Genomic DNA, 18779 nt, shown 5'->3' with positions numbered 1-18779 from the left:
TGCCAATAAATTGAGTATAGGTATTCAAGGTCAGTTACTAATAGAAATAATACCTGCATGTCTTCCACTAAGCTTTTATTCAAATTTGCTCGCCGTTATCCAATTTGGATTTCACTAACGATCGTGCTGGGCTTTTCAGGGGCGCTATTTAATGGTGTGAGTACAACTTTAATTGTACCCATCCTGTTGAATTTTTTAGGGCAAAAAGTAGATTTAAAAGGTGCCCCGCCGCTGATCCAAGCGATTATGTCGCCCTTTGATGGCATTCCCGAACAATACCGCTTGTCAGTAATGGCAGTGTCGATTTTGCTGGCAATTGTTTTGAAAAATGTGGCTACCTATGCCAGTAGTTTGGTATCGAGTTCGCTGGGGCGGACGTTAACGTCGGATTTGCGGGAAGAAGGATTGCGGTTGTTGCTAGAGGTGGACTTGGATTATTATGCCAAGATGAAGGTAGGCGATTTGATCAACCGTTTGGGTGGAGAGATAGGTCGGACTGCGGGTACGATCGGCACATTAATTCGGGTAATTATTATCGCCATCACTGTTTTGGTATTCGCAGGTTTACTGCTAGCAATATCCTGGCAATTGACAATTGCTTCAACTATTTTACTGGCTTTGGTTGGGTTAGTCAATCAGTATTCAATTAACCGTTCCAAGCATTTCGGTAAAGTTCTTTCGGATATGTCGAAAGCTTATTCAATTAGGGTACTGGAAACTCTCAGCGGCATTCGACTGGTGAAGGGAACGGCAAATGAGGAAAGAGAATTTCAATTGCTGCATAAGTTAATTAGATCTCGCGAGCAAGCTGATTTCCAATCGCAGATGAATTCGGCGGCTATTGGCCCGATTAGTGAGGTAACCGGGATTATTGCGCTGATGTCGATCGTCGTTCTGGCACGTATATTTTTTATTCGGGAGATCGAGGCGCTATCGGCGGTACTGCTTACTTATTTATTAGTGCTATTCCGACTTCTGCCATTTATTTCGCAGTTGAATGCGGCGAGAAGTCAACTGGCGAATACTTCTGCTAGCGTGGAAATAGTAAATGACTTTTTGCGGTTGGATAATAAGCCGTTCATGACTGCGGGTTCTTTAGTTTATACGCAATTGCGGGAAGGTATTCATTTCGATCGCATTTCTTTTGGCTATTCCGAGCGCGGCAATTTAGTGCTAAAAGATATCAATCTGTATTTGCCTCGCGGTACTACTCTTGCTTTGGTGGGCGGATCGGGTGCGGGTAAGTCAACTTTGGCCGATCTTTTACCGCGATTTTACGATCCAAAAAGCGGCTGTATCAAACTAGACGGGATCGATCTGCGGGATTTCGATATCAAAAGTATCAGAAGAGCGATGGGTATTGTCAGCCAGGATACTTATTTATTTAACGATACGATTCGCAATAATATTGCCTATGCGCGGCCTGATGCAAGTGAGGAGGAAATTATTACTGCCGCAAAGCGGGCAAATGCTTACGAGTTTATTGAAAAAATGCCGCAGGGATTAAATACTGTCATAGGCGATCGCGGCGTGTTACTATCGGGAGGACAGCGCCAGCGTTTGGCGATCGCACGCGCTCTTTTGCAAGATCCGGATATCTTAATTCTTGATGAAGCTACGAGTGCTTTGGATACGGTTTCGGAAAGATTGGTACAAGCGGCGATCGACGATCTCAGTCGCGATCGCACCACCGTCGTAATTGCACACCGCCTCTCCACCGTGCAAAATGCCCATCAAATTGCCGTACTCGACCAAGGGCGCGTTGTCGAAACTGGAACTCATGAAGAACTTTTAGATAAAGGAGGTTACTATGCCCGACTGTACTCGATGCAATTTGCGGAACGCCCCGAAAATGTATTTAGTCGCAATGAAGAAATTCGCAACCGTCTTTCTTACGAAGTTCGCAGTCGTCTTAACACCATGATCGGTTCCCTGCGCTTACTAGCAGATGATTTGATAGATACTCCCGAAGAACAAAACGAATTATTGGAGGAATCTTACAGTTCGGCAATCAGTCTTTTAAATACGATCGAATTATTTGAAAATAGTACTAAACTACCGACCAAATAGTAATAAAATTAAAAATCACCTATGGAAGAATTAGAAAAAGATTTTTGCTTTTGCACGTTAGCTCTTGGCAGTAAGTATCACGCTTTAGCTAAACAATTAGCAGGAGATTTAGAAAAGTATTCACCCGGAACTAAGTTAGTTATTTATACAGAAAATCCAGCCGAATTTAAAGAAGAAAAAAATATTTTAGCTTTCCAGCACCAGCAGCAAGGAATTTTGCATTGCTATAACGACAAACGCTTTGTGGTCGAAAAGGCTTTGTCATTGTTTAGGGTGGTAATTAATATAGATGCAGATACAAGAATTAAAGAAAAAATTCCAGAAGAGCTTAAGTTTGAGCCGGGGATATTCGGACGGAATGAAAACTTGCTCGACCATATAAAAAAAAATCGCCCAGCTAACTTACAAATTATCAAAAATATCGCCAATAAGCTAAATATAGATGGCGATAAGGCCAAGTGGATTGGAGAATCGTTATATATCGTTGTCAGAGATAATGACAGAGAAAAGGAGTTTATAAAAATTTGGGGTATAATTGGCAGTTATTTAGAATTAAAAGGTATGCACAGTGGAGAGGGAAACGCGATGGGATTGGCAGCAGCTAAAGTGGGATGGAATATTACAAAAAGCGAGAGTTGGGAGAAGCTGAATAAGATTAGGCAGCACCTAGATGCTTCCTATGGCGAAAAAGAAAAAAATATTTGGGAAATTTTCAAACGCAAGCTCGGCTATCACTATCGCCTGAACAAAGCGAGATTAGCTGCTCTCAAAGATTTTGATTTCTATTACCGCTAAAAATTTTAAACGCCAGTTGTCAAGTGTAGAGCGATCGCAGACGATCGAACCCACAAACTAATTAGTAGGTAATTTAGTATATGAGTAAAAAAATTGTTGGTATGGTTAGCAGCTACCCATCTCTTTATCAACCTTCTTGCGATTGGATGTGGCAACAAACACCACATCCTTATGGCATTTGGGGAAATATTCAAATGCTCGCACCAGCTAAAGAGCCAGATTTTTTATTATTGTATAATGGTGGATTGCCGGAAACAAAAACGAAAACTTCTCTTCTGGCACGTTTGTTCGGTCAAGCACAACAGCAAGAAAGTTATGAAGAACTAATTAAGGTGCAGTTACGTGGAGTTCCCAAAGAAAGAGTGATTTTTTTGGTACGGGAACCCCCTTTTGCCAAAATGCAAACATACAGAGTGCTGGGATACGAACAAGCGCAAAAATATTGCGGATATGTTTCTGGCCCAGATGATTTCGCTCCTATTCCCGACTATATGCCAGCAATTTGGTATCACTCTAATTCTTTCCGAGAATTAAATGAAATGGGGCCACCAGAAAAACTGCGATCGTGCTGCTGGATCACCTCTGGTATTTCTCGCACCGAGGAACACCGTCAGCGACTGGCTTTTTTAAAGCTTTTGAGCGAGAGCGGTTTAGAATTTGATGTGTACGGACGAGATTTACCTGTATGGGTGAAAGGATACGGCAAAGTAGGCAATAAATGGAACGCGATGAGCAGCTACTACTATAACTTGGCGATCGAGAACTACGCAGCCAATGATTGGTATGTGAGCGAAAAGCTTTGGGATGCTTTGTTGGCGTGGTGTTTGCCTATTTATTATGGTGGGCCGGCGGCTGATAAACTTTTGCCTCCTGGTAGCTTTCTCAGATTGCCAAGCGAAGATGAAAAAGGCATAGCATACATTAAGGAAATTATTGCCACACCAGATGCTTGGCATCAAGCTAAAGATGCGATCGCCGAAGCGCGTCAGATTATTCTCCATAAACTAAACCTACTCAATTGGTTATCGAATTTAGTCGAGCGGTTGATGTAAAATTAGCAATTATAAGCATTTACAAATAGGGAATTAACATGAAAAATGGGATATATACTTTAGCTAACGATTATGTCTACAATCAACTGGTTGCCTTACTAAACAGTATAGAAGTAAATGTGGGTAAATCAATGCCTGTTTGCGTGATTGCCTATGACGATCGAGTTGATAAAGTACGTGCAGAAGTTGCCAAAAGAGATAATGTCACCCTTTTAGAAGATCCCACTTTATTTGCTCCTTGGGAAGATCTGTCCAGGAAAGTATGGCAAGCACATCCCACGGCTTTTAAGATTTGGCAAGAAAAAGGAATTGAAGGAGTTTATCGGATCGGAATGAACCGACGCTACTGCGCGTTCGATCGCGAAGCACCTTTTGAAAGGTTTGCCTATTTCGATGCAGATGTTTTGGTATTAAATAACCTCGCAGAAATTTTTCAAGCTTTAGATAAGCATGAGTTTGTCGTTTATGATTTTCAATATAAAGATCTCTCCCATATTTACAATATTCAAAGTTCTAAATTATTAGAAGTATTCCCTCAAAATCGCCTTGAATCAGAAATTTTTTGTGCGGGATTTTATGCGGGAAGAAAGGGAATATTTACCTCGGAGAAATTGAATACAGTGGTATCTAGCCTAGCAGCAGGGGAAGCAGAAATTTTGTATATGTCTGCGCCAAATCAGTCAGTCTTAAACTATATGATTATGCGCTCTCACATACCAGTTTATAATTTAGCGCTAGAATTACCTAAAAATAAGTCAACTGGTTGCTCTGTCACTTCCAGCCATTTCGAGTTAAGAGATAATGTTTTGTACGATCGCGGTAATCAACTGACCTATCTTCATTACATTGGCGTCTCGACTAAACTGTTCAATCGAATTTGCGATGGTGAAAATCTTGATTGTCCCTATCGGGATATTTTCTTACACTATCGCTATCTCCACGAACCGGAAAATCGCCCTCAATTCACAGGTAAACCAAAACCCTATAATCCACCTCCCAGTTTGGGAACGCGAGTTTTACGCAAACTGGGATTATCTCGGTAATGATTCATCCATTTAGATCTCAACCTAAAAACTAAAATCCCTATGGCTCGCGGAATTTACATTGTAGCAAATGAAAAAGTAAGTGAGAATGCGATCGCGCTTTTGAATAGCATTCGTTACTACGACCCAGATATATCCGTTTATTTAATCCCCTTTAATGATAATTATCAAAATTTAGCCGCAACTCTCAACCGTTTGCATAATGTGGAAATTTTTCCCGACCTAGATTTTCTTAACCAATTCACGCAAAAAATTGCCGAAATTTTCGAGCGGGATTTTCTAGCACTTCCCAATAAGATGCGAAAGTTAGTAGCCTGGTTTGGCCCATTAGATGAATTTCTCTATATCGATACAGATATTATCGTATTTGAGAAAATAGCCAAGGTTTTAGATGACTTGTCAGAATACGGCTTTATTTGCAATGATTACCATCATGCAGGTAGAGGTTTGCAGGACATTTTTTCCCCTTTAGTAAGAGAACAAAAAATATTTACGGAAGCACAGTTAAGCGATGTCTTCAATAGTGGCTTTTGGGCATCTAAAAAAGGCATAATTACGCTGGATCGAATGTACGAACTGTTGCGTGAATGTTCTCAGCATCGAGAATATTTTGACTTTTCTAGCCAAGTCACAGATCAACCAATATTAAATTATATAGTGCTAAATTCTATTCCCAAACGCTTTAATCTCGTTAAAATTCCGGGAGGTGGCCCAGGTAGTTGGGCTGGTTCAAAACACTTCCAACAAAAAGATATTGTACTGTATGATGGCGAGAAAAAATTACAGTATCTTCATTGGGCTGGCATACCAATGAAACCAGGTGCGCCCTATCGAGGATTGTGGGAATATTACCGCTATCTCAACGAACCAAAACCAACTGGAACACCCCCGGTTGAATTAAAGAAAATTACTTTTTTGCAGCGGATTATAAATAAAACAAAAAGTTTATTTTAAGGGTAGCAAATATAAGTTTTAATCCCAGATGTAAACAAACATTTTCCACCATAAATCCGAAACACTCTTTTAACCTGCCAAATTTGGGTTAAATTGACACCAGTAGAGTGGGCAATGCCCACCCTACATTTTATTTAACATGAAAAAAATCCTAGCTCACTTTGGCAACGATCGTGCGGTGGCGAGGACTGTTGCGAGTAATAGTCGGTCTCTCGAAACCAGCTTCTACTAAAGCTTGTTCGATATCCAAACTAAAATACTCATCAAACCAAGGCTCGGTACTTTTCAGCAACGTCATAATATAAGGTGGCATTTTGGCATAAACTTCCGATTTAGGATTCATATCCATGATGCCAATATGACCGTTGGGACGCAGCAAACGCCGTACTTCCCGGAAAATCTGCCGCGTTGCTTCTTGCGGTAATTCGTGAAACGTCAAAAAGATAGAAACTAAATCAAATGAAGCTGTAGGTAAACCGGTTGATTCGGCGGCGGCGTGTACCCAGTGAATTTGTGCGTTACGCTGCTGAGATCGGTAGTGTGCAACTGCGAGAAAATAGGGTGATAAGTCAACACCAGTTAGGTTAGCTTGGGGATAAGTATTTTGGAGGGCAAAAGTACTCATCCCCACACTGCAACCGAGATCTGCGATATCTTGCGGCTGGTTGGGAATTTGAGCTTTGAGGAGATCGTGATAACTTTGACGTAACTTGGGGTCTCCATCAGAGCTAGGATTTCCCCAGATAGTGGCGTGGACGGCGTAAGCGGCAGACTCTACCTCTAAGGCAGGTTTCCAACCGAGATTACCTTCATCGTAGGCATGGAACGATCGCAGGTAGTAATCTGGGTAAGTTATGTTGGGATTCTTTACTTCAGCTAGGTGAGTTTCCCAGTCGTGGGTACGCAACTCTTCTACTTGCTTTGTCCAATGTACGCCTATTTTCTCGGCTCGTTTTATCATCATCTGACGAGCTTGATGCTTGGCTAAGGCGGCTAGGGGCTTGACAGAAAGCACGCCATTTATTAAGCGAGAAGCTAATCCGGTATCGGTGTTTACAGTGACAGTCATTTGATTAGTTATTTGTCATTTGCCATTAGTTCATTGTTATTTGTTAGTTGTCCATTGTCAATTGTCATTTGCTCAGATACCCGACTTCTTCAAGAAGTCGGGTATCTAGATTCCAAAATTAGCGATAGTCACCTAAAATTATCGTGTTTGAGGCACGGTACATACTAATAACTATTTTCCAGTTTTCGATTTGAGAGCTAAGAACATTTCCACTTGACTGGTGGATGCGTCAGGCTGTGTGGCGGTGATACCGATACCGCGAATCGAATTGAGGATGGCGTATGTTTCGGGTGGCATAGGATTATTTTGTGCGGCAGTTAAGTAGCGATTTAACAAAGACATGGTTTTATCCATATCTATGTAAAAGTAGCCTGCATTTGGCTTCTCCAAAGAACCTGCGATCGCCTGAAAATATGGGCTACGATCGAGAGGGTTACTATTGATGGCCATAACATCAACTATTGGGCCACCGAGCGCGATAAATAAAGATTCGTTATCTAACCAACCATAACCCAACCAAACTTGTTGGTCAGCCAGTCGCCATTCTTTTACTGTTTTGCCTTGGATGTTTCTTTCTCCTACAGTCACAGAGTTAGTTTGGGCGATCGCATCTATTTTAGCAAGGGTTGCTTCGGCGGTGGCGCGATCGCTTGTTTTCAATATCAACGCTCCACCCAAACCGATGGGAGCTAAAACACCTTGATTTGATGAGATCGCTCCGACAGCAAACTCCCCATCCATCCATCCAAAAACTTCTTTATCTAGGTCAATATTGTAGCTAGTTTTAATTTGCTGTCTGTATTGGTCAATTTGTTGTTGAAGTTGCGTATTTTTGGCTGATTCTGAGACTACAGCCTGCCAACCGCGACTGATTCCGTATCCGCTGATCAGTGCGATCGTTTCTAGGGGAAATTGCGCTACCACTTTACCGGGAGCGGGTTTGTATTCTACTTTAATTAAAGAGGGGTCTACTTTGCCGATCGCTTTCATTCGCAAACCAGAATTATCAACCCCCAAACCCATTACCAAAGATTTTACCTGCTTAAGCTGTGCCAAAGATTCAGGCGGCAATGCGGGTGAATTAGGATTGCTTTCGAGTAACTTTTGCAAGACATTTCCGTATTCCGGTATATAGATTTGGGCGAGACTATTTTGAATATCTATACCCTTGGCAAGCATGGTGCTAGCATTCTCTTTGTTCGCAAAAGAAGGCTGCCCTTTAAAAGTGTCGATCGCCATTTCCACAGATTTCCTTTGTGGCGACAAGACCAAATGGCTATTCAGTACAGCGCTAAATGTTTTATTATTACTTCCTACAGTTTCCGATATTTTAACACCGTTGTAATCGCTTTCTTGTGTTTTCAATTGCGCTTTGAGTTTATTCGCAAAATTCCAGGCGCTAATTTTATCTTTTATTCCTACAACCACCAGCAAATTTTGTTGATTTTGTTGACTTGCATCTGATGGCAAAACAGCAAACATCACACTACCAAGCCAAGGCTGAATATCTTTTGCATAATCAATTTTTGATTCCGCCGTCATCTGCTTGTTAAACTCATTTAGCCCTTTGCTAAGAGCAGCTTGAGCTTCTGGAGTGCCAAATTGTTGCAATTGCGACCAAGCATTAGGGTCTGGGGAAATCATCGCAGTCATCAATGCCTCATCCGGCACAACTTTGGCGCTAGCCAGAGGACTTGTCGCATCGCTAAAAGCACCTTTCAAGTAAAGGTAGGCAAGTACACCACCCGCTAGGATAACCGCAGCACCGATAATCAGAGGATTGAGAAAACTTGTTTTTTTTTCAGACATTTTATTATCCTGAGATTTGATGAGATTGTTATTAGTAATTAGTCATCAGTGATTTGGAAATAACTGATGACCGAATCTATATCTAAGGTATTAGCAGTTTCGCTGGTAGGCCATAAGTATTTATACGCTAAGACCCGCTTGGGGTTCAAACCCCAAGCTAATAGCGAAAGTCCACTTCAGTGGACTGGTAAACAATTTCAGTCCACTTCAGTGGACTTCAGCTATGACGCTGGAACTTGAGTTCCGGGCGAGCTTTGAGCTTTAGTTGTAGGTTTGACAGTGCCCACCCTACGTTTATGTTTGTTAAAATCGCAACAGCCTCATCAGCACACGGAAAACAGAGATGGCGAAAAATCGGTTAACCATTACCCACGAAAATGATACGATTCGCCTATCTTGGCAACGGGGACAAGAAAACCCCCGCTTCGCCGATGCTGTCCCGTTCCAGCATCCTTTTGATGAGGAAGCGCTGATGCCGCATTTCTCACACAATAGTGGTTAAAGGTTACACCCTCATTTCGTCAAAGCTAGACAGAATAAGGTTTTCAACAGTGTGTTGTTTTTTCCAGTCTCAGTTGAACAGGTTCAAATGCTTACTATACAAGGCTTCCAGAGACGGCGGTCGCGAAATTTGTGAGAAATGCGGGTTAACTGTTACCATAATGCTGTAGTAATTTACGATGAATTACGTCAACCGCTAATCGCTCCAAAAAGAGAGCCTGACCTTTATAATTATATCATTGGTAAAGCTGATTCGTATGGTTGTATTGTTCATGCGATCAGTGGCATAGAAAATCACATTCATTTAGTAGTTTCTATTCCTCTCACTCTTTTAATTGTTGATTTTGTAAAAAATTAAAGGTAGCAGTTCCCATCAAATGAATCAGCTTTTACCCATTTCGGAAGCGAAATTTGGTTGGCAACGTGGGTATGGTGTTTTTTCTCTGAGACGCAAGCAATTAAATGAAGCTATAGCTTATGTGAAAAATCAGAAACAGCATCATTTAGAAGGAACGATTATTGCTGCTTTGGAACGAGAAACGGATGAAGATGATGGCTCGAAGTTAGGCGATGAGCGGATTATATAATAAATAAATCTGCCAAATAATGTAGATTTTAGGATAATGTAGAAATAGCGCGATCGGAGAATATTATGCAAGCTTACAAACTCAAGGGTAAAGTCGATGAGGCAGGTAACTTAGCAGTTACAGAACCTGTTAAAATGCCACCAGGCGATGTGGAGGTAATAGTTTTGCACGTAATGGAAACGGTTAAGAATGATACAGAGGCAACAATTCAACCACAAGCTGCAAAACCTAAAAGGCAAGTTGAATGCTCAATACCAATTTTGAAAGAGTGGTTAGAAAACACCGATCCTGTTCCTCCTGATTTTGACCCAGAGCAAGCTAAATGGGAATATTTGAAGGAGAAATACAAACTGTGAAAATTCTGATAGACACCAATATAATAGTGGATGTAGCCTTAGAACGTCAGCCATTTTATAGCGAAAGCGTGCAAGTTTTATCACTTGTTCACCGAAAAGAAGTTGAAGGCTACATTTCAGCATCAACCGTTAGTGACCTTTATTACATTATCCGTAAACCTAAAGGTCGAGAGCAAACTATCGATTTTTTACGAAGGATTTTTACCTTCTGCCGAGTAGCTACAGTTGATGAATCTGTAATTTCAATGGCATTAACTGCGAATTTTAGGAATTTTGAAGATGGGATTCAATACAGCACTGCTGTGGAGAATAAATTAGATACTATAATTACTCGCGACATAGCAGATTTTCCAGTTACTACTCCTAGAATTCTAACACCCACGCAGTTGATTCAGGAATTAAGCAACTCTCCCTAATTAAAGAAAAGAAAGTAAATCATGGCAATAGAAACCGAACTAACTACCAGTGAAATTAACGAAAAGCAGCAGTTATTACAAAATGAAAGCTTTGCCCAAGAAGCTTTTACTACTTTAAAACAATATGACGGCAAGCTTGATGAGACTTTCGATAAATTATGGACTGAAGTAAATGGATTGCAATCATTCGGCCCTCAAAAATCTCTATGGGAAGTTACTCTAAAAGTTATCCGTCAAGAACTCTGCGGGAATGAAGGTTTTCGCGGCAAACTTAGCGAATATATTAAAAAGCCTCCAGATGCAGCTTTACTGACAGCGTTGATTATCTCGGTGGTACAATTAACTACGTTGCCGATTAATCCCGCGATCGCAACTATCATCGTTCTCCACATTCTCAAAATCGGTATAGGTATTTTTTGCGAGTACACGGAACCTGTCGCTAACGCTGACCCCATCGCCGCCAAGCAAGGAAAAACGCCATAAGTGGGACAAGCTGCACAGTAAAACGGGAGTGGGATTCAGCCGAATGGTTAGATGTCGGTACGGGAATCTCCAAAAACGCTAACCTGGAAAATGTACTCGATCGCATTTCGCTCTCCCGATACCAGCTAGACTTCTCCTGTTTCCCAGAGTCAATACCATATGAAGTTGCACTTTTATTTTGATTCCGAAAATAATGGCCATAAATCTTTTGAGTTACCCGGTGCGCGTCCCCACTACAATCCAGATAGGCCGGGACAGGTAGAACATATTTTCCTAGATTTGACCCTAGATATTCCCAACCGCATTTGTAAAGGGACTTGCAGTATCAGATTAGCGCCTGTGCGGAGTGGGATCGATCGCTTGACGTTGGATGCGGTAAACTTGAATATCCAATCTGTGCAAGTTGACGGTTCGCCGCAGCATTTTGAATACGATGCGGAACAGCTGCACGTCAAACTTAGCACACCGATGCAAGTAGGTAAGCAGATCGAGATTGCGATCGCTTATTCTGTAGAAAAACCCCAACGCGGCATTTACTTCATTGGCCCCGATAAACATTATCCCAACAAACCAGTGCAAGTTTGGACTCAGGGAGAAGATGAAGATTCTCGCTATTGGTTTCCCTGCTTTGATTATCCAGGACAGTTGGCAACTTCGGAAATTCGCGTCAGAGTTCCCAAACCGTTAATAGCTATTTCCAACGGCGTACTAATTAATACAGAAGAAACTGACGAAGACAAAATTTATCACTGGTCGCAAAAAGAAGTTCATCCCACTTATTTGATGACTTTGGCAGTAGGAGATTTTGGCGAAATTCAAGATGATTGGAATGGAAAACCGATAACTTATTATGTGGAGAAGGGACGAGAAGAAGATGCCCGCCTCACGATGGGTAAAACGCCTCGGATGATCGAATTTTTCAGCGAAAAATTTGGCTATCCTTATCCATTTCCCAAATACGCACAAGTTTGCGTGGATGATTTTATTTTTGGGGGGATGGAGAATACTTCCACAACATTATTAACAGATAGATGTTTGATCGACGAAAGGGCATCTTTAGATAATCGCCTCAGCGAAAGTTTAGTCGCCCACGAACTCGCCCACCAATGGTTTGGTGATTTGGTTGTGATCAAGCATTGGTCTCATGCTTGGATAAAAGAGGGAATGGCAACATATTCTGAGGTGTTGTGGACGGAAAATGAGTATGGTTGGGAAGACGCTGCGTACTATCGTTTGAATGAGTCGCGTAACTATTTAATAGAAGATAGCAGTCGCTATCGCCGTCCTATTGTAACTCATGTTTATCGGGAAGCGATCGAACTTTACGATCGACACCTTTATGAAAAAGGTGCCTGCGTTTATCATATGATTAGGACAGAGTTGGGAGATGAATTGTTTTTCCGCACAATTCATACTTTTGTCGGCGATAACGCCCACAAAACTGTCGAAACTGTGGATTTGCTGAGGGCAATTGAAAAAGCTACCGGACGCAATTTGCTATTTTTATTCGACCAGTACGTTTATCGCGGCGGACATCCTGATTATAAGGTTACCTATGCTTGGGATGGCGATAGCAAGTTGGCTAAGATAACGGTAACTCAAAATCAAGCAAAAGCAGGCAATAATGGCAGTGGCAATGATTTGTTCGACCTGAGAATTCCGATTGCTTTTGGCTCTACCCAAGCAGATAAATTCAAAGAATTTAAATCTTTCACAGTTCGCGTACACGAACGGGAACAAAGCTTTTACTTCCCGTTGGAGGAGAAACCAGAATTTGTCAGTTTTGATGTTGGCAATCACTATTTGAAAACGGTTTCTTTGGAGTATCCAGTTGCAGAACTGAAGGCGCAGTTGCAATTCGATTCCGATCCGATTTCGCGAATTTACGCCGCTGAAGCTTTGGCGAAAAAGGGAGGATTGGAAGCAGTAAAAGCGCTATCACTCGCACTTGAAAAAGATGGTTGTTGGGGTGTGCGGGCAGAAGTTGCCAAACAATTAGCGGAAGTTAAACTCGACCAAGCAGGCGAAGCTTTAGTAAAAGGTTTGCAGGATGAAAATCCTTTGGTGCGCCGCGCTGTGGTGGAAGCTTTAGCTAAAATCAAGACGCCAGAAAGCTACGATGCTGTGAAGAATTTGGTCGAAAAAGGCGACGCCAGTTATTATGTAGAATCGGCATCTGCCCGCACAATTGCGGGAATGGTAGCTTCACCAATTCTAAAAGATAAAGAAGATGAAGTTGTCGGTTTGCTTAGCAATATCCTGCGGCAAAAAGCTGGCTGGAACGAGGTGGTGCGGATTGGTGCGATCGCAGGGTTGAGCCAGTTAAAAACATCACCAGTAGCATTGGATCTGATTTTGGAATACACGCGCCCCGGCATCCCGCAAGCATTGCGCTTGGCAGCAATTCGCGCTTTGGGAGCGATTTCCACGGGTCAGACACCAAACAACGTGGATTGGATTCTGGAACAATTGCAAGAATTATCCAGAGAAACCTTCTTCTTAACTCAAGTAGCAGTTGTTACAGCACTCGGACAAATGGAGACAGCCAAAGCTATCCCCATTTTAAATTCTTTAGTTGATGGTACACCCGATGGGCGCGTGCGTCGCATTGCCGAAGAAGCGGTGCAAAAAGTGCAGCAAAGTGCGGGTACTGACCAATCGGTCAAACAACTGCGAGAAGAACTCGATCGGTTGAAAAAAACAAATCAGGAATTGATGAGTCGTTTGGAGAATTTGGAGGCTAGGTCTAAATCAAGTTAGTTATTAGCTAACCAAAAATGTAAGGTGCGTTAGCCTCAGCGTAACGCACCCTACTATAGTAGATCCAAAAATTTGCAATATTATCTGCGTTCATCTGCGTTCATCCTTCTTCATCTGCGGTTAAATTTTAACTAATGATTCCAAGAGATAACCCTCATGTACTACCGATGTTATCGGCTACGATATTGAGATGTTTTTTACCGCAGATGGAAGCAGATAAACGCAGATAAACGCAGATGTAGATGGGGATTGTCGCAGAGTATGTTAAACACCGATCGGTCTACCAGGATTGGGAGCTAAAACTGTTAAACCATCGGGGATACACTCAACTTCTATGGGAGTCGTGCCGATAATTTCGCCATCTACTACTACCTTTTGGGGGGGATTTGTGGTGATTTTGATTTGCTTGGCGCGACTGTGAATCACATTCTGATGTTCGAGATCGGTTTTGACGATCGCTCCTCCCAACATTTTTAGCATAGTTGTGACTGCCTGCGCCCTGTTTTCCGCTGTAGCAATAGTTACATCCAACAATCCATCATCAAAAATAACTTCTCCCGCTCCCTGCGCTAATACTGAGGTGGGGGGTGCAGCATTAGCTACTGTAATTGCGGCGGCTTGAAACTGATAAACATTTCCTTCCGCCTCAATCTCCGTATCGAACAAATTCGATTCTTCCAGCAGTTGCCACCCTGCCATCAAATATGCCATCGGGCCCCATTGCGCTTTCAGTTCCCGGCTGGCTCTTTCTACGGTTTCCGCCTCGTATCCCACACCGGCTAACAAGATCATCGGGTAGCCATTGCAACGCGCCACATCTACATTGCGGGTTTGTCCGGCCATGATTAGCTGACAGGCATTTCTAATCGGCATTAACCGAGGAATTCCCAAGGCAACTGCAAAGGCGTTGGCGGTTCCTCTGGGAATGATACCGAGAGGAATACTGGTGCCGATTAATGCTCCTGCCACTGCGGAGACGGTGCCATCGCCTCCAGAAGCGATAACGATATCGGCTCCTTGGGCCAGAGCTTGTTGTACTAATTCCTCCGGTTCGATCTCTGGTGTGGTTTGGTGAACTTCCAAGTGCAGGTAAGGTTCCAGCAGTTTCCGAATTAAAGCCAAATCTTGCTCTGGATTGCCGCGACCGGAAACCGGATTGAAAATGAGATGAGCGACAAGTGTCTTTGCCAACCGGGTGGCGATCGCTTCTGCGGTGGCGATATTAGTTGCCAGAATTACGTTGTGGACGTTGCATATCCTCATCAACGTTTCAACATCTGGTTGGTAAAATCGCGTCTCCTGCGGATCGCTCAGACAAATTACGCCAACGACGTTACCCGCCGCCACTTCAGCTGCAATCTGAGCTACTCCACCCATAGGCCCGGATAACATTCGTTCGACTGGCAAGCCAGTTGCTGCTTGGATGCGCTCTCCTGTGTTTGCGGTGGCAATCAGCTTGTAACGTTTGAGCAGGGGTGAATAGGTAAGTGCGAAGTTGACAATATCGTTCTTCTTGGCATCGTGGGCAATCAAGGCAATTGTTGCAGGCATATTTGTTTAACTTAGCTTAACAATCGCGAGATAAAAATATTTTCTGGCGCGTCTCTAGCTTACTTACATTCGGGGCGGAAAAATTGCCGCAAAACTAAGCATCTTAGCTTTTATTTTATACAAAGTTAATCATAAATTAATTTATTTGTATACATCTAATTATGCTTGGCTGCGCTTAAAAATGTGTTACATCTGCTACACTAGAGCGTTATCAATCTCTGCTTTTTATTGACCTTGACGATGAGAAAAATCTTCGGGTTGGCTGTATTGGGATCTATGATAGTTGGCGGCAGTGCAGGTGCGTTAGTTGCTTTGCGAACTGCGGTACCGCCCCTGCAAGTTGTCGCTCCACGAGTTGAAGATCCCAAAATTAACTCCGAGTTTACTGTAGCCGATCGCCCTAACAGCCAAAACGCCCCTCCCGCCAGAAGAGAAGAAGTCCCTCAAACCCAAGATGGAGCGCGTTTTCGGCGGGTAATGCAGTACGCACAGCAACAGAAATTGTACGATCGCCCAATGGGAGAAATTTTGCAGGCGATCGGCAATCAATTTCTCGGCGCACCCTATAAAGCAAACTTATTAGATCGCTCGAACATAGAGACACTGGTGGTAACTTTAGATAAGTTTGATTGTGTGCTGTTTGTGGAAACGGTACTGGCGATCGCTCGCGGCGTAGCGGTAAAAGATTATACATATCAAAGTTTTACCGATAATCTGATAAATTTGCGTTACCGCGATGGTGAGTTGCATGGATATTGCAGCCGATTGCACTATTTTTCCGAATGGATTTCCGATAACCAAAAACGGGATAATGTGACAGAAATCGCTTCGCGTATGGGTGGGATTCGCTTGAATAAGAAACTGAATTATATCAGTAGCAATCGGGCTAATTATGCACCAATGGCGGTAGACGACCTCAATTATCAGTGCTTTGTTCAAGCGGAAAACAAACTCGCTGACTTAAGTATGAATTACATTCCGATTTCCAGTATTCGCCGAGTTTACCCACAATTGCAACCGGGTGATATTGTAGCGGTCGCTACTAGCATTCCTGGTTTGGACGTAACCCACACAGGCTTAGCTTATCGAAACGCAAACGGCACTATGGGTATTATTCACGCTTCACCCAACGGAACGGTAAGAATTTCCCGCGATTTACAGTATTATGTTGGAAATATTAAGAATGCGATCGGCATCATGGTAGCTCGACCAAAAGATCCTCGCTAAGTCAAAAGTCAAAAGTCAAAAGTCAAAAGTCAAAAGTCAAAATTTTCCTCTTACCCCTTTTCCCTCTTCCCTAACCCCGACGCCCTAACCCCTAACCCCTAACCCCTAGCTATAGCTACCTCACAATTTCGCTTCGCGAGGTTCTACTTTGCAGTTCGGGATTAGGTGTAAACTCTGCTGGTAATGATGAAACTTCTCCCCACTCCTGCAAAAAACTTTTTAGTAAGGTTTCTTGTTGAATGCGGAATTCATCGGTATTTTCTCCTACATTCATAATGGCAAACCAGACAGAACCTTGCTTTTGTGTCGGGAAAACACCCGCTAAGGAACTGACACTATTTAAAGTACCGGATTTCACAACTATTAACGGGGGTAAATTGCGCTTATCCAAGGTTCCTTCATCTCTGCCAACAATGGCAAAAACATCGCCGATCGTCATATTATGAGATGCAAGATAGCGTTCTATCTCCAGGAACATCGCACAAGCAGCGCGAGGTGAAATGCGATTTTCCGGACTTAATCCCGAACCATTTACGAGTTGAACTTCCGCTTGGGGAACGCCAGCTGCATCAGCAGCTTTTTGTGCGACTACTTTTGCACCTCCCACAGAACTGGCTATCATTTCAGCCATGTGGTTGTTGCTATACCGATTCATTCTTTTGAGAAGTTCGGCGAGTGGAAAAGAATAATGACGCACTAAAGGTTTTAGGTTACTGGGAGTGGAAGGCATTACTTTTACCGAACCCTGTATTTCTACTAGGGGTTTAGGTGTACCTGGGGACATACTAAAATATTGTTTTTTAGTTGTTTCTGACCAAATTTTATTATTTATCCCCTGTTTTAGTAGCGTACCTGCAATATGCGGGTCTGTTTTAAAGTTCATGTAAAACTTACCCACAATTATTAAATTGCCAGTTACTTTATTAATGCCGATTTGGTTTAAAGTATTGCCCAAGCTAATAGCTTCTTCCCAAACAAACAAAGGGTCTCCATCTCCCCGAACTACTAAGTCGCCTTGCAAAACGCCATCTTTAATCGGCCCAGTTGCGTTAATTAGAGTTACATATTGATAATCTGGGCCAAGAGTTTGCAGCGCCGCTAGAGTTGTTGCTACTTTTGTTACGGAAGCAGCTGGCAGGGGGATTGTGCCGCGATAATTTGCCAAAAGGCTATTGCCAGATTGCATCCATACTCCTTGTTGGGTTTCTTTGGCAAATCCTTTGGCAGCTAGAGTTTTTACGTATTGCAGAATCGCAGCGTTAACAACTGGATCTGGAGTATCTGGCGAGACAAGGGACACAGCAAAATTACTTACTGGCGCTTCCACTTTTGTTACAGTTTCGGTTGTAGTGGATGATGACTCGATCGCATCACTCTGAGTCAAGTTCGATCTAGATGTTGCTTGTGGTGACTCAGTGGAGGAACATCCACCAATCAATGCTAACCCGACTATAGATAGCGCAGCAGTCAAACGAAAGTTTTTAGGCAGCGTCATCAGCTTTCAAGGGTAAATATTTGTCTCAAAGGTTAACATAACTTTTGTTCCATATAAGCGATCGCTCATTCTGAAATCCGGATCGGCAAGGGGTGTCACTTAACCCCTCGATCGCTTCCTTAACAAAATCATGAATTTTCTACCTTATGGCAGATGTCGAGTTATAGTTTTTGAGTGCTGACTTTCTGTGAAGATCGTAACATGGTAAATATTTCCTCTATTTCTCAAGTGCAACAAGTTCGTGCCACCCAAGCACCAGCACACCAAAATCTGCCATAAATTGGCCCTTTGCTGGCGTCCATACAAATACACATTATTCCTTTTTTGTCAACTAATTTTACCGGAGTGGCACTTTGGTAGTTCGGCGATCGTGATGCGATCCGGGCTGTCCTAGCCAATAAACCTGCGGTAACGGCTCAAAACTAGCTTGGGGAATACTATATTGCGAGATTTTACTAGAAATTTGCAGAGGTGACAGCAAACTTAAAGCTGGCTTAACTTTACTATGATAATTTTGTAGTTTTGTATATTATACTTGAAGAAAAGTTAAAGACAAGCGGTCAGCCCAGTTGAACTAGATTGCTGAATAACTGGCTGAAACCCGATAAGGG

Annotated in this window: 15 protein-coding genes and 1 pseudogene; 12 read left to right on the top strand and 4 right to left on the bottom strand. The window is 42.7% G+C overall.

Annotation, left to right across the window (positions count from 1 at the left end; translation table 11 throughout):
• Positions 1-57: 57 nt before the first annotated feature.
• The 5 genes from ACE1CD_RS23885 (at position 58) to ACE1CD_RS23865 (ending at position 5914) form a co-directional block, all read left to right on the top strand.
• Positions 58-2070 (top strand): ABC transporter ATP-binding protein, encoded by a 2013-nt coding sequence (locus tag ACE1CD_RS23885; RefSeq protein ID WP_374826461.1) that lies wholly within the window; start codon positions 58-60, stop codon positions 2068-2070.
• A 21-nt stretch (positions 2071-2091) separates the two neighbouring features.
• Positions 2092-2865: a hypothetical protein gene (locus ACE1CD_RS23880; protein ID WP_374826460.1), complete on the top strand. Its 774-nt coding sequence runs from the start codon at positions 2092-2094 to the stop codon at positions 2863-2865.
• Positions 2866-2945: 80 nt separating this feature from the next.
• Positions 2946-3917, top strand: coding sequence for a glycosyltransferase family 10 domain-containing protein (locus tag ACE1CD_RS23875; protein ID WP_374826459.1), 972 nt, complete (start codon positions 2946-2948; stop codon positions 3915-3917).
• Positions 3918-3955: 38 nt separating this feature from the next.
• Positions 3956-4960, top strand: coding sequence for an Npun_R2821/Npun_R2822 family protein (locus ACE1CD_RS23870; RefSeq protein ID WP_374826458.1), 1005 nt, complete (start codon positions 3956-3958; stop codon positions 4958-4960).
• A 42-nt stretch (positions 4961-5002) separates the two neighbouring features.
• Positions 5003-5914: an Npun_R2821/Npun_R2822 family protein gene (locus ACE1CD_RS23865; protein ID WP_374795057.1), complete on the top strand. Its 912-nt coding sequence runs from the start codon at positions 5003-5005 to the stop codon at positions 5912-5914.
• Between the two features lie 151 nt (positions 5915-6065).
• Here ACE1CD_RS23865 and ACE1CD_RS23860 read toward each other — a convergent pair whose 3' ends face one another.
• Together ACE1CD_RS23860 and ACE1CD_RS23855 are read right to left on the bottom strand one after the other, a co-directional pair.
• Positions 6066-6983, bottom strand: coding sequence for a class I SAM-dependent methyltransferase (locus ACE1CD_RS23860; RefSeq protein ID WP_374795058.1), 918 nt, complete (start codon positions 6981-6983; stop codon positions 6066-6068).
• 171 nt (positions 6984-7154) lie between these two features.
• Positions 7155-8792: a DUF3352 domain-containing protein gene (locus ACE1CD_RS23855; protein WP_374826457.1), complete on the bottom strand. Its 1638-nt coding sequence runs from the start codon at positions 8790-8792 to the stop codon at positions 7155-7157.
• 343 nt (positions 8793-9135) lie between these two features.
• Between ACE1CD_RS23855 and ACE1CD_RS23850 the strand changes: the two genes are divergently transcribed.
• From ACE1CD_RS23850 to ACE1CD_RS23825, 6 genes and pseudogenes are all read left to right on the top strand, one after another.
• The gene (locus ACE1CD_RS23850) at positions 9136-9294 is read left to right on the top strand and encodes a hypothetical protein (RefSeq protein WP_374826456.1); all 159 of its coding nucleotides are present in this window, start codon (positions 9136-9138) and stop codon (positions 9292-9294) included.
• A 138-nt stretch (positions 9295-9432) separates the two neighbouring features.
• A pseudogene (locus ACE1CD_RS23845) lies at positions 9433-9880 on the top strand (transposase).
• A gap of 65 nt (positions 9881-9945) precedes the next feature.
• Positions 9946-10236: a hypothetical protein gene (locus tag ACE1CD_RS23840; RefSeq protein ID WP_374826455.1), complete on the top strand. Its 291-nt coding sequence runs from the start codon at positions 9946-9948 to the stop codon at positions 10234-10236.
• A complete protein-coding gene (locus ACE1CD_RS23835; RefSeq protein WP_374826454.1) occupies positions 10233-10652 on the top strand; it encodes a type II toxin-antitoxin system VapC family toxin in 420 nt (139 codons plus the stop codon). The genes ACE1CD_RS23840 and ACE1CD_RS23835 overlap by 4 nt, the downstream gene beginning before the upstream one ends.
• 21 nt (positions 10653-10673) lie before the next feature.
• Positions 10674-11135: a hypothetical protein gene (locus tag ACE1CD_RS23830; protein WP_374826453.1), complete on the top strand. Its 462-nt coding sequence runs from the start codon at positions 10674-10676 to the stop codon at positions 11133-11135.
• Between the two features lie 159 nt (positions 11136-11294).
• Complete coding sequence (locus tag ACE1CD_RS23825; RefSeq protein ID WP_374826452.1) at positions 11295-13895, top strand: M1 family aminopeptidase; 2601 nt, start codon at positions 11295-11297, stop codon at positions 13893-13895.
• Between the two features lie 264 nt (positions 13896-14159).
• Here the strand turns inward: ACE1CD_RS23825 and ACE1CD_RS23820 are convergent, their stop codons facing one another.
• Positions 14160-15446 (bottom strand): methylglyoxal synthase, encoded by a 1287-nt coding sequence (locus ACE1CD_RS23820; RefSeq protein WP_374795066.1) that lies wholly within the window; start codon positions 15444-15446, stop codon positions 14160-14162.
• Positions 15447-15686: 240 nt separating this feature from the next.
• Here ACE1CD_RS23820 and ACE1CD_RS23815 point away from each other — a divergent pair, with 240 nt between their 5' ends.
• Entirely contained in the window at positions 15687-16673 is a 987-nt protein-coding gene (locus ACE1CD_RS23815) for an N-acetylmuramoyl-L-alanine amidase-like domain-containing protein (RefSeq protein ID WP_374795067.1), read from the top strand.
• 115 nt (positions 16674-16788) lie between these two features.
• Here the strand turns inward: ACE1CD_RS23815 and ACE1CD_RS23810 are convergent, their stop codons facing one another.
• On the bottom strand, positions 16789-18168 hold the full coding sequence (locus ACE1CD_RS23810) for a D-alanyl-D-alanine carboxypeptidase (protein ID WP_374826451.1): 1380 nt from the start codon (positions 18166-18168) through the stop codon (positions 16789-16791).
• Between the last annotated feature and the right edge of the window lie 611 nt (positions 18169-18779).

Source organism: Aerosakkonema sp. BLCC-F183, from assembly GCF_041929145.1.
GTDB lineage: Bacteria > Cyanobacteriota > Cyanobacteriia > Cyanobacteriales > Aerosakkonemataceae > Aerosakkonema.
The sequence above is the reverse complement of the archived record's forward strand: the minus strand, read 5'-3'. Positions and strand labels throughout refer to the sequence as shown.

Coding starts and splice junctions, on each gene's coding strand:
- ACE1CD_RS23885 (WP_374826461.1), top strand. CDS start 58: ATGTCTTCCACTAAGCTTTTATTCAAATTTGCTCGCCGTTATCCAATT.
- ACE1CD_RS23880 (WP_374826460.1), top strand. CDS start 2,092: ATGGAAGAATTAGAAAAAGATTTTTGCTTTTGCACGTTAGCTCTTGGC.
- ACE1CD_RS23875 (WP_374826459.1), top strand. CDS start 2,946: ATGAGTAAAAAAATTGTTGGTATGGTTAGCAGCTACCCATCTCTTTAT.
- ACE1CD_RS23870 (WP_374826458.1), top strand. CDS start 3,956: ATGAAAAATGGGATATATACTTTAGCTAACGATTATGTCTACAATCAA.
- ACE1CD_RS23865 (WP_374795057.1), top strand. CDS start 5,003: ATGGCTCGCGGAATTTACATTGTAGCAAATGAAAAAGTAAGTGAGAAT.
- ACE1CD_RS23860 (WP_374795058.1), bottom strand. CDS start 6,983: ATGACTGTCACTGTAAACACCGATACCGGATTAGCTTCTCGCTTAATA.
- ACE1CD_RS23855 (WP_374826457.1), bottom strand. CDS start 8,792: ATGTCTGAAAAAAAAACAAGTTTTCTCAATCCTCTGATTATCGGTGCT.
- ACE1CD_RS23850 (WP_374826456.1), top strand. CDS start 9,136: ATGGCGAAAAATCGGTTAACCATTACCCACGAAAATGATACGATTCGC.
- ACE1CD_RS23840 (WP_374826455.1), top strand. CDS start 9,946: ATGCAAGCTTACAAACTCAAGGGTAAAGTCGATGAGGCAGGTAACTTA.
- ACE1CD_RS23830 (WP_374826453.1), top strand. CDS start 10,674: ATGGCAATAGAAACCGAACTAACTACCAGTGAAATTAACGAAAAGCAG.
- ACE1CD_RS23825 (WP_374826452.1), top strand. CDS start 11,295: ATGAAGTTGCACTTTTATTTTGATTCCGAAAATAATGGCCATAAATCT.
- ACE1CD_RS23820 (WP_374795066.1), bottom strand. CDS start 15,446: ATGCCTGCAACAATTGCCTTGATTGCCCACGATGCCAAGAAGAACGAT.
- ACE1CD_RS23815 (WP_374795067.1), top strand. CDS start 15,687: ATGAGAAAAATCTTCGGGTTGGCTGTATTGGGATCTATGATAGTTGGC.
- ACE1CD_RS23810 (WP_374826451.1), bottom strand. CDS start 18,168: ATGACGCTGCCTAAAAACTTTCGTTTGACTGCTGCGCTATCTATAGTC.